Annotated in this window: 11 protein-coding genes and 1 pseudogene; 1 reads left to right on the forward strand and 11 read right to left on the reverse strand. The window is 36.4% G+C overall.

Annotated features, from left to right (window positions below):
- Positions 1-448 precede the first annotated feature (448 nt).
- From tpx to ACIQYG_RS07865, 3 genes are all read right to left on the reverse strand, one after another.
- Positions 449-979 carry a thiol peroxidase gene (gene tpx, locus ACIQYG_RS07855; protein WP_402836811.1) on the reverse strand — a complete coding sequence of 177 codons (531 nt, stop codon included), beginning with the start codon at positions 977-979 and terminating at the stop codon, positions 449-451.
- 149 nt (positions 980-1,128) lie between these two features.
- Complete coding sequence (locus ACIQYG_RS07860) at positions 1,129-2,046, reverse strand: class II fructose-bisphosphate aldolase (protein WP_402836813.1); 918 nt, start codon at positions 2,044-2,046, stop codon at positions 1,129-1,131.
- Positions 2,047-2,344: 298 nt separating this feature from the next.
- A complete protein-coding gene (locus ACIQYG_RS07865; RefSeq protein WP_402836815.1) occupies positions 2,345-3,649 on the reverse strand; it encodes an MFS transporter in 1,305 nt (434 codons plus the stop codon).
- A gap of 736 nt (positions 3,650-4,385) precedes the next feature.
- On the opposite strand from ACIQYG_RS07865, the pseudogene ACIQYG_RS07870 reads away from it, so the two are divergent.
- Positions 4,386-4,570, forward strand: a pseudogene (locus ACIQYG_RS07870) (IS5/IS1182 family transposase); the annotation flags it as partial.
- A gap of 179 nt (positions 4,571-4,749) precedes the next feature.
- Here the strand turns inward: ACIQYG_RS07870 and ACIQYG_RS07875 are convergent.
- The 8 genes from ACIQYG_RS07875 to ACIQYG_RS07910 form a co-directional block, all read right to left on the reverse strand.
- Complete coding sequence (locus ACIQYG_RS07875) at positions 4,750-4,890, reverse strand: hypothetical protein (protein WP_153246179.1); 141 nt, start codon at positions 4,888-4,890, stop codon at positions 4,750-4,752.
- Between the two features lie 484 nt (positions 4,891-5,374).
- Positions 5,375-6,274, reverse strand: coding sequence for a carbon-nitrogen hydrolase (locus tag ACIQYG_RS07880; protein ID WP_402836817.1), 900 nt, complete (start codon positions 6,272-6,274; stop codon positions 5,375-5,377).
- A gap of 33 nt (positions 6,275-6,307) precedes the next feature.
- Positions 6,308-7,933 (reverse strand): amidohydrolase, encoded by a 1,626-nt coding sequence (locus ACIQYG_RS07885; RefSeq protein ID WP_402836819.1) that lies wholly within the window; start codon positions 7,931-7,933, stop codon positions 6,308-6,310.
- Positions 7,934-7,960: 27 nt separating this feature from the next.
- The gene (locus ACIQYG_RS07890) at positions 7,961-9,316 is read right to left on the reverse strand and encodes an APC family permease (protein ID WP_402836821.1); all 1,356 of its coding nucleotides are present in this window, start codon (positions 9,314-9,316) and stop codon (positions 7,961-7,963) included.
- Between the two features lie 367 nt (positions 9,317-9,683).
- On the reverse strand, positions 9,684-10,496 hold the full coding sequence (locus ACIQYG_RS07895) for a carbon-nitrogen hydrolase family protein (RefSeq protein ID WP_402836823.1): 813 nt from the start codon (positions 10,494-10,496) through the stop codon (positions 9,684-9,686).
- A gap of 420 nt (positions 10,497-10,916) precedes the next feature.
- Complete coding sequence (locus ACIQYG_RS07900) at positions 10,917-12,200, reverse strand: MFS transporter (RefSeq protein WP_402836825.1); 1,284 nt, start codon at positions 12,198-12,200, stop codon at positions 10,917-10,919.
- A 147-nt stretch (positions 12,201-12,347) separates the two neighbouring features.
- On the reverse strand, positions 12,348-13,661 hold the full coding sequence (locus tag ACIQYG_RS07905) for an MFS transporter (RefSeq protein ID WP_402836827.1): 1,314 nt from the start codon (positions 13,659-13,661) through the stop codon (positions 12,348-12,350).
- A gap of 364 nt (positions 13,662-14,025) precedes the next feature.
- Complete coding sequence (locus ACIQYG_RS07910) at positions 14,026-14,799, reverse strand: IclR family transcriptional regulator (RefSeq protein WP_402836829.1); 774 nt, start codon at positions 14,797-14,799, stop codon at positions 14,026-14,028.
- Positions 14,800-14,809 lie beyond the last annotated feature (10 nt).

The following is a 14,809-nucleotide window of genomic DNA, read 5'->3' on the forward strand; positions in this document are numbered from 1 at the left end:
TTTAAAATACTTCATCTATCTGTTTTCAAATATCATTGCCAAAATTCAAAAAGTTTGTCACTTCTTTAAGTTTCTCAATAAGCAACATTGTTTCTATTAATGAGAAAAATATAACATTTAATTCCATAATCAATAAATTCTTCACATTTTTATAATATCACCCCTAATTTAGTTTTCCAACAAAAAAATATAAAATTCAGAATATTTCTGACACCTTATTAAGAAAAATCAAATATTACTATTATCAGCCTATTCCTTTAAGGTAATAAAAACTTTTTTGCCTCAATGTTTGCACCTCACTACCCCATTATTAAAACCATATAGAAGAAGAGGCTGACCTTTTGTGAGGCAGCCTTTTTATTTTGAGATTAGAATATAATAAACTGAGAAAACAAGATTTTAATACGTAATGCGTTCTTTAAAACATAGTGTATATTGCTTATTTATATCACTTTTTAACTTTTATAAATGACTTAATTGCTTTTATAGCTGCTTCATAATTCGGATGTTCCGTAATTTCCGGAACGTATTCAACATACTGTACGACATCTTTTTCATCCACAACGAATACTGCACGGCATTCTAAACGATGTTCCTTTATATATGTGCCATAAGCTGTTCCAAATGACATCTTATAATGATCTGAAAGGGTTTGGGCTTGTTCTATTCCTGCTGCTCCACACCATCTTTTTTGTGCAAATGGAAGATCTACACTAATTGTTAACACTTCCACGTCATTTCCTAGATTGCTAGCTAATTGGTTAAATTTCCGTGTTTGTGCGTCACATACCCCTGTATCAAGAGAGGGAACACATGAAATAAGTCGGACTTTCCCTTTTGAATCTTCAAGTGTAACTTTTGAGAGATCGTTTGCTAATACTTCAAAATTTGGCGCTTTATCACCAACACGAATTTCACTACCAATCAACGTAACTGGCTTACCAGCAAAGGTTACTATACTAGATCTTTCTAAAGACATATTATTTTCCTCCTATTACCTTAGCAATTCTTCTAAAAATAGTTATCTTCGACGATAAATTGTATAGCCATCTAATATGTGGTTATAGGGTTTATCTTATGTGTCTAAAATAAGGCGGTACCCGTTCAAAGTTAGTATAATATTACTTCTTAAACATAATAAGAAGCGCTATCGCTACTTATTAAAAAATTTTCAATTTTTTCTTTTACTACGTTCTGAACTGCGTTTTGGACTAAAGTTAATGTTTCAGTTGGCAGTTCCGACCACTCTTTTTCTGTAACATAATTTTCTCGATTAAGAGTTTTTATCATCATATGTTCTAAATCTGTTGCAATATTCACTTTACTAATTCCACCATTAGGAATTTGAATTGCATTTTTAATCATCTCTGAAGGAGTGCCGGAACCGCCATGTAACACTAAGGGGACCGATGTTAATGTACGGATTTCTATTAAACGTTCAATATCAATTTTTGGATTTTTAACAAGATAGACCCCATGTGAAGTTCCGACAGAAACCGCTAATGCATCAATACATGTCTCTTCAACAAACTGTTTTGCTTCTTTAGGCTCTGTAAATAGCTCTTCATCAACGTCGGTTTCAATAAAGTCGGTAGTCCCTATCTTGCCTAGTTCAGCTTCAACAGTTACGCCTCTTGAATGTGCATACTCAACAACCTTTTTTGTTATCTCAATATTTTTCTTAAATGGTTGCTCTGATGCATCAATCATAACGGATGTAAAACCAACTTCGATGGCTTCAGCAATTACATTGAAATCCTTCGTATGATCTAAATGTAACACAGCAGGGATCGTAATATTCTCCTCTCGGATCACACGATAAAACTCTCGGCTAAATTCCGCTAAATTGATGCCATATCGTTCCTGCTCCCTCTCAGAAGTTTGGACAATGACCGCAGATTTCTTTTCTTGGGCCGCTCTAAGTATAGGAGCTACCATCTTTGTAGCTCTAGGAGTAAACGAACCGACAGCAAATTGATTTTGCGTAGCTACTGCAAGTACCTTTGTTAATGAACTAACATTGTTTGGTTTTAAATTTACTTTCATTCATTCAAACTCCCTTAAAGATGATTTAACTTATTTCGTTCATTCATACTCTTTCCGTTACCCAATAAGCAACGATGTTCCCTTATAATTCTAATTTATTTTCTGAAAATTACAACACTTCCCCCGTCTTTCTTACCCACTACTCTAAAAAAGGCGTCTGCATTTCTATGTACGAGGATTCGTTATCTGACAGCCGCTTTTATTACCATGTAAAAACATTCGCATCATTTTTACAATATTACTATTCTCAACAAAGATAAATGAACCCATTTAATTACTGATAAATTTGCAATTCATCTTAAGCTTCTACTATTGCTTCTGAATTTAATGAATTTTCTTTTTCGGTATTATTGCCAATCGTAAGGGCAATGATTGCTGCTACAATTATTGCTGCAATCATTAATATGAAAGTTGAATTGTAAGAACCACCGCTGCTCTCAATCATATAACCCATTAATAACGGGGATATAAATCCTGCAATTGATCCGAAACAGTTAACAGTGGATGAACCTGCAGCCATTATTTTCGCAGGAAGTGTGTCAACAACCAGACCCCAGAATGCTCCTTGAGCTAAGAACATGAAGAATGCTGCAACACATTGATACGTAATGACCACCGCAGTAGAAGTAGCTTGAAGCATTAATAATAATGCTAACCCACTAATTACAGCATTAGGGATGAACACCCATTTCCTCTTTCCTTTTACTTTATCTGACAAGTACCCACCAAGGATAATTGAGACTGTACCTACTAAATACGGTAAGGCACTGAAAATACCAGTATCCATTAAAGAAAGCCCTCTAACATTTATCAGGTAAGATGGAAGCCAAGAAGTGAAGCCCCAGAAAGTAATATCAAAGAAGAACCAAATGAACGCCATTTGCCATAAAATCGGTTTTCTAAATAGCTCCTTAAAGGAAACTCCTGAGTTCTTTTCTTCATTCAATTTTTCACACTCAATGTCTTCATCTAATTCTGCAAGCTCTTCTTTCGTCATTTTAGGATGATCTTTCGGATTGTCTTTGAATTTAAACCAGATATACAGACCGAGTATAATGCCCGGAATACCCATTACGATAAAGACTGTACGCCATCCAAATGCCCCAATAATTGCTGCAGCAGCTATAGCAGCAATAGCCGGTCCTAAAGTATTAACTGTTGACTGGATTCCAGTAGCTGTTCCTCGTTGCCTACTAGGAAAGTAATTAGCTATTCCTTTATAAGCAGCACCTGGTAAACATGCCTCACCTAAACCGAAAACGAATCGAATAAGTAACATAAGTGGATAAGAAAAAATAAAACCAGTCAATGATGTGAACATTGACCACCAAACAATCGCAATGCTCATCACACGACGAAAGCCAAATTTATCTGATAACATCCCGCCCGGAATTTGGAACAGTGCATACCCCGCAAAGAAAATACTTAAAAGTAATCCTTGAGCTGTTGCCGTTAAATTAAGATCTTCACCAATATAAGGCAATGCAATAGTGATAACCATTCGATCCAGGAAAGAAAACAGCCAACATAACCATAATACGAATAAGACAGTATAACGAACTTTCCATTTAGATTTCTTTTTCATCTGCAGTTGTTTGTTCATTAAACAAAAACCTCCTGAATGATTTCATCTCTATCATGTAAAGTTTTGCCTTTTCTAAATTAGTTACGATGTTACAGTCTAAAACACAGGACATTACCAACGGATAACTTTTATACAAGCGCTTACATTTCTTCCATTCAAAAAAATAAATCATTAGATTTACATCGACATAACTTTTATTGGTGTTTTAAGCTAATTCTTTTAAATATTATTTCCCGTCAAATTTTCTATAGTTTGATTTCAATTCATCTTTCTCACCCCCTTGTAGATAGATTTGAAGAATATTAAAACTGAAGATGTTTAATCAACAACTCGCAGTTTCTTAATAAACAACATCGTTTCTTTCCATTACAAAAAATCTGTATAAAAAGAATGATTAGTTATGTCAATATGTATAACAATCATTGTACTGATTTTTGATGTTTTAATGTAATAGGCAAGAAGGCATCGTTTAATGTTTCCAATCCCCGTAGACTTTATTTCCTATATGGATTCTTTAGTCCTTCATTGCGGTTTTTGTTGCTTATTAAGAAACTAAGTTTCACCAAAGTTCCAATATCAGCTTATTTATAATACTCTTTCCTGAAATGAATTTTAACATGTGCATGAATCACTTTCAAGAAAATTCTGAATTTTGTATTTTTACCCACTAAAGTTTTTTACACAGCTTTTCTCTTTTACTAGTCATGTAATAGTAAGTGATATTTGATTTTATAAGAGCAGAAGAACTTATTAAACACCAGCAATTACAAGCTACCTATTTTACAAAGAAATCATAACGGCTTTACCCTATACACGTCCTCGAACAAAAGAAGGGTTCTTTCGCAAACATGACCATGAATACGCTGAACATTTTGATTGTTACCTTTGCCTTCTGGCGAGCCATTAAAGTACTTAACAACAAATAAAGAGGGCTATCGCTAGTATAAATCGCCAAAACACATCCGTGCAACAAGCCGAGTTATCCTATTAATAAAAAATAACCTCTTAAAACACATGACAAAACCCCACCTGTTCCCATAGCAACTGGTGGGGTTTCTAACTGGCTTCTACATCTACATCAACCGGGAGGTCCATCTTGTACAATCACGTCCTTTCGTTTAAACGGCTAATTTACTGTATTCATCCAACTGATCTTTAGTTAAATTTTTGATGAAATGGTCGATGTTTATCGACTCGATTTCATACCTTTCACAAATCTTTAAATAACTTTCATAAGCTTTATCATAAATGTTCATCATCTAGATTCCTCCTTCTGTTATATAACAATAAATTTAACTTATTAATAATATATAACAACCGTAATTTCCCGTCAATGCATTTTTCTGAAAATTCGGTAAGAATTTCATTCTCTTAGTATTTCCCATATTGTTCTTTGCTAACCGTCATATAAAGAAAAAGCTTCCCAAGCGACAGCGCTGATCAAAAGCTAATTCACCCGTTATTTCTCTGAAGCAAGAAATAAAATGCCTGGTTACATTAATGACCATTTGAATAGCGTAAAAAACCAACTTTCCATAATAGGAAAATTGGTTTTTCATTTCAGATGAAACCCTGAATAGATCGAAGAAATTTGCGACACTCCTGCCGAAAAACTGGCTAGCCGGGACCCCACAGACACTTTTTGGCGAGGAGGCTTGGCACGGTCGGCGGAAAGCTAGTGCCCTGGCAATAATGAATTCGGCAAACCCAATCATGATAAGGTTTGTCTATTCCTTTTAATGATTAACTAAATAGCGCTTTGTTTGTTCCCTTTTTTGAAGGGGATGGAGTCGGGAGTATTTCTTTTTGTAATATAGGGCCGTATGTATCGACACGACGGTCTCTAAAGAATTGCAGGATTTTTCTAGTTTCTTCTATTTCTTTTAAATCAATTTCTTGCACAATAATTCCTTCTTCATCATCAAGTGAAGCTAAAATATTCCCGAATGTATCGCTAATGAATGTACCTCCATAAAAATTCATGTCCTTTTCCTGGCCCACTCGATTTGTCGCAGCAACAAATACACCATTAGAAATGCCATGAGCGGAAATTGCCTTTTCCCAGGATGGTCTTGTTGATATCTCGGGATGATCTGGCTCTGAACCAATAGCAGAAGGATAGAATAATATTTCTGCCCCTTGTAAGCTCAAAATTCGGGCAACTTCTGGATACCACTCATCCCAACAAATCCCAACTCCTATTTTTCCATAAGCCGTTTCATAGACAGGATATCCAGTATTACCTGGAACGAAATAATATTTTTCATGATACTGGGGGCCATCCGGAATATGATTTTTTCTTGTAATCCCTAAACATTCCCCATCAGCATCAAATACAGCTGCACTATTAAAATAAATCCCGGCACCTGCTCTTTCGTAAAAAGGTACAATCAAGACAATGGCTAATTCCTTTGCTAATTCACCCATTTCGGCCAATGTACCGCTATCTACATCTTCAGCTAATTCATAATTTTTCACACTCACCGTTTGCGGAAAATATTGCGAAGAAAATAATTCCTGTAAACAAACGATTTGTGCACCATTATTTACTGTTTCTTTTATTTTCTCTATCGTTTTTTGAATATTTTCCTCAATGAATTCCCCGCAATGAATTTGAATAAGACCAACTTTTACTTTTGACATTTTTTCACTACCTACCTTTTATCATTTATTATCTTATACAGTTTGGACGATCTGGTTTTCATATACTATCTTTCCATCCATAATCGTCATCTTCACTTCTGTTTCAAGAATTTCCTCTGTTGATATGCTGAATAAATTTTTATTTAATACTGCGATATCCGCTATCTTCCCTGCTTCCAATGTGCCTAATTCCTTTTCCCTGAAAGAACCGAATGCCGGTGTAGCCGTGTAATATTTTAACGCTTGTGCCAATGGTACTCCTTCCGACTCTTGCCACGCCTTCCCGGTTAAATCTTTTCTCGTGATTGCCTGGTAAATGCCCATCATGGGATTTAAGGGCACTACAGGAAAATCTGTACCAAAGGCAATTTTTGCACCAGTATCCACTAGTGTTTTGATTGGATAATAGAGAGGTTGTTGTTTTTCACTGATTCTGGCTGTGTATGCCTCACTTTCCATTAATTCGATATGTTTAGGTTGAAATGAGGCGATTACATCTAATTCCTTAAAGCGATGAACATCGTCTGGATGCAATACCTCCACATGTTCAATGACATGTCTGGCATCTCTTACTCCATTTACGTTTCTCGCTTCTTCAAATGCATCCAATGCTAAGCGGACAGCACCGTTACCAATCGCATGGAAACGAATTTGAAATTTTTCCTTATCTGCTTGTTTAACTAATTGTTTAATTGTTTCAGATGGATAAGTGGTTCCGCCTTTTGTTTCAGGACGGTCTTTGTAATGATCCAATAAAAAAGCAGTATGACTTGTCACAACACCATCTATAAATTGTTTTAATCCAGAAAAAGTGAGCTTGTCTGACTGATAATTTTTTTGTAATTCCTTGGCGGCAGCTAAATCCATTTTTAACTCCGGCGAAAAGTGAATTCTGGTTGTTAGTAATCCTTCTCTCTCAAATTCCTTAAAAATTTCAAGATCGTCTAATGGATTCGGGGCAATTTTAGCTCCGTATAAGTCATTAACGGATGTGATTCCCAACCTTTTTGTTTCATTAAGAAAACCTTGGAATAGGTTTACACGTTTTTCTTTCGGTAATTTGTATGCATGTTCTGATGCATACCCAATTGCCTGTTCAAATAGAAGGCCTGTCAGTTCCCCATTTTCATCTTTCCCAATTTCTCCATATTCCGGATCTGGGGTATCCTTCGTTAATTGAATCATTTCCATAGCTTTACTATTGATCCATGCGTAATGCACTTCTGCATTGAATAATAAAACAGGACGATCACAAATATATTTATCTAGTGTTGTTCTATGTGGCAGCACTTTGTTCTTCCAATTGGTATGATCCCAACCAACACCAAATATCCACTCATCATTTGGTCTCGTTGCTGCAAATTCAGCTACGATTTTGGCTGCATCTTCTTCTGAATCTGCATCAAATAATTTGGCACTATCCTTCTGTAAAATGCTTCCCATCATAATGTGCATATGAAAATCATGAAATCCCGGAATAATCAGTCCCTCTTCGATGTCATACACTTTTGTTTGTTCCCCAAGGAATGACATTATATCTTCTTTAGAACCGATTTTAATAATTTTATTATCTTTAATGGCGATAGCTGCTTTTATTGGCTCATCTTGTAACCCAGTAAAAACATGTTGACCAGAAAGAATGACGTCTGCACTTACCATTTTTATCCTCCTTGATGAATATAGCTTTTATGCTTGAATTTCTTTTTCAATCGCACTATCAATAGAAAGCTCTGGCGGCCGCTTACTAAACATTTTCGTATTTGAAAGCAGCATGATGACACCAATTCCGAACCATCCCAGTCCGAGTAAGAGTGCCTTTAAATCAAGACTGGTCCATAACCAAATTGTGAAACTCGTACCAATCAGCGGCAATATTAGGTATTTTAATGTGTCAATTCCGCTTCGCTGTTTTTCTCTAATAAAATAATGGGAAATAACAGAAAGATTGACAAATGTAAATGCAACAAGCGCCCCAAAGTTAATAAAGGATGATGCTGTCACTAAATCAACAAATAAAGCAGATAAAGCAAAAATACCCACCAAGATGATGTTGTGTGTTGGAGTTTGAAATTTTGGGTGAATATGACCAAATATTTTCTTTGGAAGGACTCCATCTCTCCCCATCGCATACAAAAGCCGCGAAACACTTGCATGAGCTGATAAACCAGATGCCAGTCCCCCGGTAATGTATCCTGCTAGAAAAATAGATTGAAATAAATTACCCCCGATGTACATAGCAATTTCCAAGGAAGCGGAATCTGGATCTTTAAAGGCTTGGAAATTCGGGTAAACAAGGTGACTGATGTATGAGATGGTGACAAACAAACCTCCTCCTATTAATGCGACGAGGAAAATGGCCTTTGGTATTATTTTTTTCGGATTAATGGTCTCTTCCGAGAATGTGGTAACTGCATCAAATCCTAAAAAAGATAAACATAAAACAGAAGATCCTGCTAATACTAAAGATAGCGGTATATCGCCATTAACGAATGGAGAACTCATGAGTAATGTTCCTGAACCCATTCCGTTTAGTAGCCCTTTAATCGAGAGGAATGCAAATATGACTATTATTAAGAATTGAAAGGCAACTAATAATAGATTTATTTTTGTTGCTATTTTCACTCCAATTATATTTACAGCGGTGATTAAAATGACAAAGGCAATTAACCAGACGGAAAAAGGAACGGATGGAAAATATGCGTTTAAGTAAATGGCTATCAATAATCCATTGATCATTGGCAAGAATAAATAGTCCAATAGGATGACCCAGCCCACTAAGAATCCAAGGTGAGGATTAAGGGCCTTTTGAGTAAATGTATATGCGGAACCGGCAACAGGGTAGGCCTTGACCATTTGACCATAACTATAGGCTGTAAACAACATACCAACCAAAGCTATGATATAAGCAGCAGGTACCATCCCTTTCGTTATTTCCGCAACAACCCCATAAGTAGAAAAAACTGTTGTAGGTGCCATATAAGCCAATCCAAATAGCACTAAAGGAAAAACTGTTAACGAACGTCTTAATTTTGCATTCTCCATGTATCACTCCACCCTTATTCGTGATTAATTAACTTATATGCAAATACCATACCAAGCGGAGATTGATTATTTAACGGTTTAATTATCGTTATATTCCTAATAATTAAAATATACGGACTATTTAATGGATTACTAGTTTTATGCAATATTGCATCAATTAATTATGATTGCATAATAGTCGTTGGCTACGAAGATGTCTCACCATGTATCTGGTTCATACGAATAAGGTTCGAAAAAAGCTACGTGCCGGAATGGCGTCATCGATAAATTGTATCTGGTATGACACGCAAATCCCGCGATTATTTTAGATGCGATTAATGCATATTGCACATTTTCCTTATAGCCCTAAGAAGGACGATTCGAATTATTAGATTTTAATTTCCCGAATTCCCTTTCCAATCTCCGTTGAAGGTATATTAAATGGCACCCTGCGCTCTTTCAAATAGTTATAATGTTGTCTGCTTTCATGAACAAGCGACAAGTCAATGGATGCTGATAATACTTCTTCTTCACGTCCCGCTTCAGCAATTACCCTTCCATATGGATCAACAATAACGCTCTCTCCACAAAACGCAGTTTCCTCTAGCTGTCCAACTCGATTTGCCATAGCGACAAACATTTGATTCTCTTGAGCTCTGGCTTTAATGGCAAGACGGTGTACCGGACCATCCCAATTCCCATCTGTCAGCACCAATAGCTCTGTTCCCATACCGGCAACTGCACGTGCCGTTTCTGGAAATTCTATATCGTAGCAAATGAGCAGTCCGATTTTTGTTCCTTGCCAGCTGCAGCTCCGGTAATAATTTCCGGCTTCAACGGCTGAAGATTCGCCTGCCCATAAATGGGTTTTACGGTAAGAAAGCAATAATCCTGTCGGTCCAACCAAAACAGTTGTGTTATAAAGGTTTTCTCCCTCCTTTTCGTATAAACCAACAACGATTGAGGTATTAGATTTCTTCGCTTGACGTTCTAAATGCTTAACAATTGGTCCATTTAATGGCTCGGCTAAAATACGGCAAACCTTCGGTGAAAGAAATCCCGTTATAAATGTCTCAGGAAACACAATGAGGTCATGAGAATGCCCATATTCATCAATGACATTATCCAAACGGTTGAGATTGTTCTCAACTCTCCCTTCTTCACAACTGAGTTGTGACAAAGCGATATTGACCTTTTTCATTATAAAAGCCTCCCTTTATTCGATGATTAAAAAACTCACCTAGAATAATACAATTATTGTGCCAATATTGAAAAAATAATTAAGATAGCTTCTTTCAAGCCTATGTTCACCCTCACTCTTAACATTTGCTGTCATGTATGTTTACGGAAATACCTGTAAAAGATACTCGATGAAGCTCTGCGTTTAATATAGCGATCCAACAATCTTGCTAAAGCTTTCCCTAAAATATTGTTTAAATCCCCTGATGCCTACGACCATAACCCTAAATGGAAATCGGTGAAGCAGTTCCTTAAAAGATTGAGACTGTGTATTTAGTGGCTTATTCGAATCATCTCTTCCTTTCTTTTTCACCCTAGTAATCAAATTTTTATAGGAACTAAAAAAAAATTTAACATTGAACCATTTAATCCACTTGAAATACTAAAAATTCATTGGCAATTGCTCAGTTGTATTTAGTAAAGAGGTATCTGGTTTCACAAACACCCACAATATAGTTGCAATAAACACAGGGATTACTGTTACTCCTAAAGTGATATTCCAACCAAAGTTTTCTGCTAACCATCCACATAATAACGGTGATACAAATGCTCCTAAATTCCCCCATAAGTTCATCCAACCTGAAACTGATCCAGAAAAGTTTCTCCCTAAGTCTGTAGCTGCGGCCCAAGAACACACTACTGTGAATCCGAGTGAGCCCAAGCATAATGATAACCACAAAACATTCATATATGGTGATTCTGTCATAACAGCCAGGTACATTGAAATAATAAATACTAATAAGCCTGATATTGCTAAAGAGGATCTAGATATTTGTTTTGAAAATCCTTTATGCACTAAGTAGTCAGAAAGAATACCACCAGACATTACAGTTATCAGAATTGCCAACCATGGTAGACTTGCAGCAAATCCCATTTTACTTAATGAGAATCCCCTATCTTCCAATAGATAAGTAGGTAACCAAACTAAAAAGAAAGTAATAATATATAAAACAACAAAATACTGCACTCCTAACGCCCAAAATTGAGAGTTTTTCAGAAAATTACTCCAAGGAGCCCTTACTTTAGCAGTTTCAACAATTTCTCTGTTTTCAAGTATATATTCTTTTTCTTGTTCATTAACTAATTTGTGAATTTCAGGATAGTCCCTGGCTATAACGTACCATACAGCTGCAATCATTATTCCTAAAATTCCAAAAATGTAAAATACAGCTTGCCAGCCAAAATATTGATAGATATAAACCGTAACGATAGGGGCTATAACTGGTCCAAAATATGAACCTGCCAATAAGGCACTAGAAGCTCTAGCTTTTTCATCTTTTCTAAACCAGTTTGTATTAAATACGGCGTTAGATGGAAACATTGGTCCTTCACCTATTCCAAATAAGAATCTCACTACATACAAAAGACCGTGAGATTTCACTAAACCTGTAAGACCTGTAAATACTGACCACCAAATAAGAGAAAATGCAATCATTTTCCTTGGCCCAAATTTTTCCGCCAATAGTCCAGCTGGAATTTGAACTAACGCGTAACCTAATGAGAATAATGATGCAAGCATACCAAACTGAACTTTATCCAATCCTAAATCATCCATCATAGGCTTTGCTATTATAGAAATATTTGACCTATCCATGTAAGCGATTACACCGATGATAAAGAAAAAAAGTGCAAGTCCCCATCTAACCCTTGTTGGTTTCTTTTTCAAAATCTCCCTCCTTAATTGATAATAGAATCATGATATTTAATTTTTTCTGCTTAACTTCGAGATTTCAATTTCATACTCAAAGTTTTCACCAACGATCTCCCAGTAGAAAACAATCCATCACCCACCTATTGGATTTTCTGAATCCTTTTAGTCGATTGTTCTACTTTCAGAGAGAGGAATACTGTTACTTTGACTATTTCGGACAAATAATACTGAAATAAGAGAGGCGATGCAAAGAAATACTAAAAATAATGCTAGTGGAATCCAAGAATTATTGTAAGCGCCGACTAATATAGTCGCAATCATTGGAGCAGTTCCGCCAAATAATGCAGAGCCAGTTTGATAACCGAGTGTTATTCCTGTATAGCCAACATTCGTACTAAACATTTCAGTAAACATTGTCCCAATAGTCGCCGCAATTGGAGGCCATAGAATACCCAACCCTACTATTGAAATAACGTATAACCAAGGAGTGGATTGTAAGGAAAACAAATAAAAGTATGGAAAGGCAAAAAGAGTTATCCCGATTGTCCCCATAAGAAAAACACGTTTACGGCCAATTTTATCAGATAACATTCCCATAAATGGCATGCAAATTGCTGTAACAATTGTTGCTGCAGTAACTACATTTAAAGCTGTAGTCCTTGAAAAACCTTGTGTTTCCGTAGCATATGATATGAAAAATGTGGAAAATAAGTAGAATGGGCCCACTTCAACACATTTTGCACCTAAAGAAATCAATACAGCTTTCCAATGATATCGCAGTGTCTCAAAGAGTGGAATTTTTACGACGTTTCCTTTTTCTTTCTCTTCTTGGAATGCCGATGTTTCCTCAATACCTCTCCTTATCCAAATACCGATAACCACCAAAATCGCACTTAGTACAAATGGCACTCTCCATCCCCATGATAGAAATTGGGATTCTGGAAGTAAACTCATTAATGAAATGGAGAATGTCCCAAGTAACATCCCAAGAGGGATACCCATTGCGGGAAAGCTTCCAAAAAAGCCACGCCTTTCTTTAGGTGCAGATTCAACCGCTAGGAGTATTGCTCCTCCCCATTCTCCGCCAAGCCCGATACCTTGAACGAGACGAAAGAAAACAAGGAGGATTGGTGCCCAAAGCCCTATCATGCTATATGTTGGAAGGAGTCCAATACACACAGTAGAAACTCCCATTAATAAAAGTGAAAGCACGAGCGTATTTTTCCTGCCAAACTTGTCTCCCAAATGACTAAATACAAGCCCGCCAAGAGGTCGTATAAAAAAAGTAATGCCAAATGATGCATAAGCAAGCAATAAACTTACAAACGGATCATCATTAGGAAAATACAGTTTATTAAATACAAGTGCAGCAACGGTTCCATAAAGAAAGAAATCATAAAATTCAATAGTACTGCCAAGTAAACTCGCAAATAATATCTTTTTTGATTTCTTGTCCAGTTTCTTTTTCCCACTCAATTTAACACACCTCCGAATTAGTTATATTTCTGGATGTGGTTTCTTAGATGTTGAAGAATTATCAAGATGGCCTTCCGATAATTCTTCCACATTTTCTTTAATAGATGGTAAAAGGTGCAACATCATTAATAACGAACTACTCCCCCGATAAAGAGAGTCTGACTCTTACCTCTCGTATTGCTTTCCCATCCGTAATCATCTCGAACATGCAGTTAATGAGCTTTTAATTCAATATGTATTATGTATAATGCATTGTGTATACACAATATATTATTGAAATACAGTCAATAAAGATAAAAATCGTTCTCGTGAAAAAGCTTAAAGACAATCGCCATTTCTTCTCAAGCGTGGACATATTGATATATCAGCCTAAGCAAAGATGTTTATCGGTATATCCAAATTTCCGTGATATCTCGAGTGCTGCACACTTAACCTTTTTAACCAATGGAGGCAACAACTCCTTTTCGTAGTTCACCTCAAGACCTGCAACACTAATGCCCGCTATGATATAACCTTTATAATCAAAAATAGGAGCGGCTACCGCAGATATATAATTTTCAAGTTCCGAGTGACTGACCGTAAATCCCGTTTTTCGAGACTCTTCTAGAAGAATACGAAGTCTCTCTTTAACAGTAATCGTTCCAGATGCAATCGGCTTCAGTTCGGTTTGTTCTAAATATTGTTCCTGTTCATACTTCGCCTGAAAAGCGAGAATAACACGTGAACACGCTCCGGCATATAGCGGCATTCTCCGGCCAATTGCCGCATTAAGCCTTACACACTGTTTTGTATCCAGTTTTTCGATGCAGATTGCCTCATTGCCATCTTGTACGATGAGATTAACAGCTTCCCCGACCTCATCATGAAGTTTATGCATGACCGGCAAAGCGACCTTCCGAATATCGAGGCGTTCGGCTACTAAATGGCCAAACCGAAGAAATAACAGCCCAAGTGAATACTTTCCATTTCTATCTTTATCGAGAAGACCCATCTCTTCAAGTGACATCACCATTCGAAAAACAGATGTTTTAGGTATCCCTGAAAAATGCACGATTTCATTAAAACTTAGCTTTGAATGCGTTAAGAAAAGAGTAAGGATATCCATTGATCTGACGACTGTCTTATTTTTGCTTTGCATGAGTTTCCCC

Source organism: Peribacillus sp. NPDC096622, from assembly GCF_044762665.1.
Taxonomy (GTDB): Bacteria; Bacillota; Bacilli; order Bacillales; family DSM-1321; genus Peribacillus; species Peribacillus frigoritolerans_B.

What these genes read in the sequence shown, in the direction of transcription:
- tpx (WP_402836811.1), bottom strand. Translation starts at nt 979, where the DNA reads ATGTCTTTAGAAAGATCTAGTATAGTAACCTTTGCTGGTAAGCCAGTT.
- ACIQYG_RS07860 (WP_402836813.1), bottom strand. Translation starts at nt 2,046, where the DNA reads ATGAAAGTAAATTTAAAACCAAACAATGTTAGTTCATTAACAAAGGTA.
- ACIQYG_RS07865 (WP_402836815.1), bottom strand. Translation starts at nt 3,649, where the DNA reads ATGAACAAACAACTGCAGATGAAAAAGAAATCTAAATGGAAAGTTCGT.
- ACIQYG_RS07875 (WP_153246179.1), bottom strand. Translation starts at nt 4,890, where the DNA reads ATGATGAACATTTATGATAAAGCTTATGAAAGTTATTTAAAGATTTGT.
- ACIQYG_RS07880 (WP_402836817.1), bottom strand. Translation starts at nt 6,274, where the DNA reads ATGTCAAAAGTAAAAGTTGGTCTTATTCAAATTCATTGCGGGGAATTC.
- ACIQYG_RS07885 (WP_402836819.1), bottom strand. Translation starts at nt 7,933, where the DNA reads ATGGTAAGTGCAGACGTCATTCTTTCTGGTCAACATGTTTTTACTGGG.
- ACIQYG_RS07890 (WP_402836821.1), bottom strand. Translation starts at nt 9,316, where the DNA reads ATGGAGAATGCAAAATTAAGACGTTCGTTAACAGTTTTTCCTTTAGTG.
- ACIQYG_RS07895 (WP_402836823.1), bottom strand. Translation starts at nt 10,496, where the DNA reads ATGAAAAAGGTCAATATCGCTTTGTCACAACTCAGTTGTGAAGAAGGG.
- ACIQYG_RS07910 (WP_402836829.1), bottom strand. Translation starts at nt 14,799, where the DNA reads ATGCAAAGCAAAAATAAGACAGTCGTCAGATCAATGGATATCCTTACT.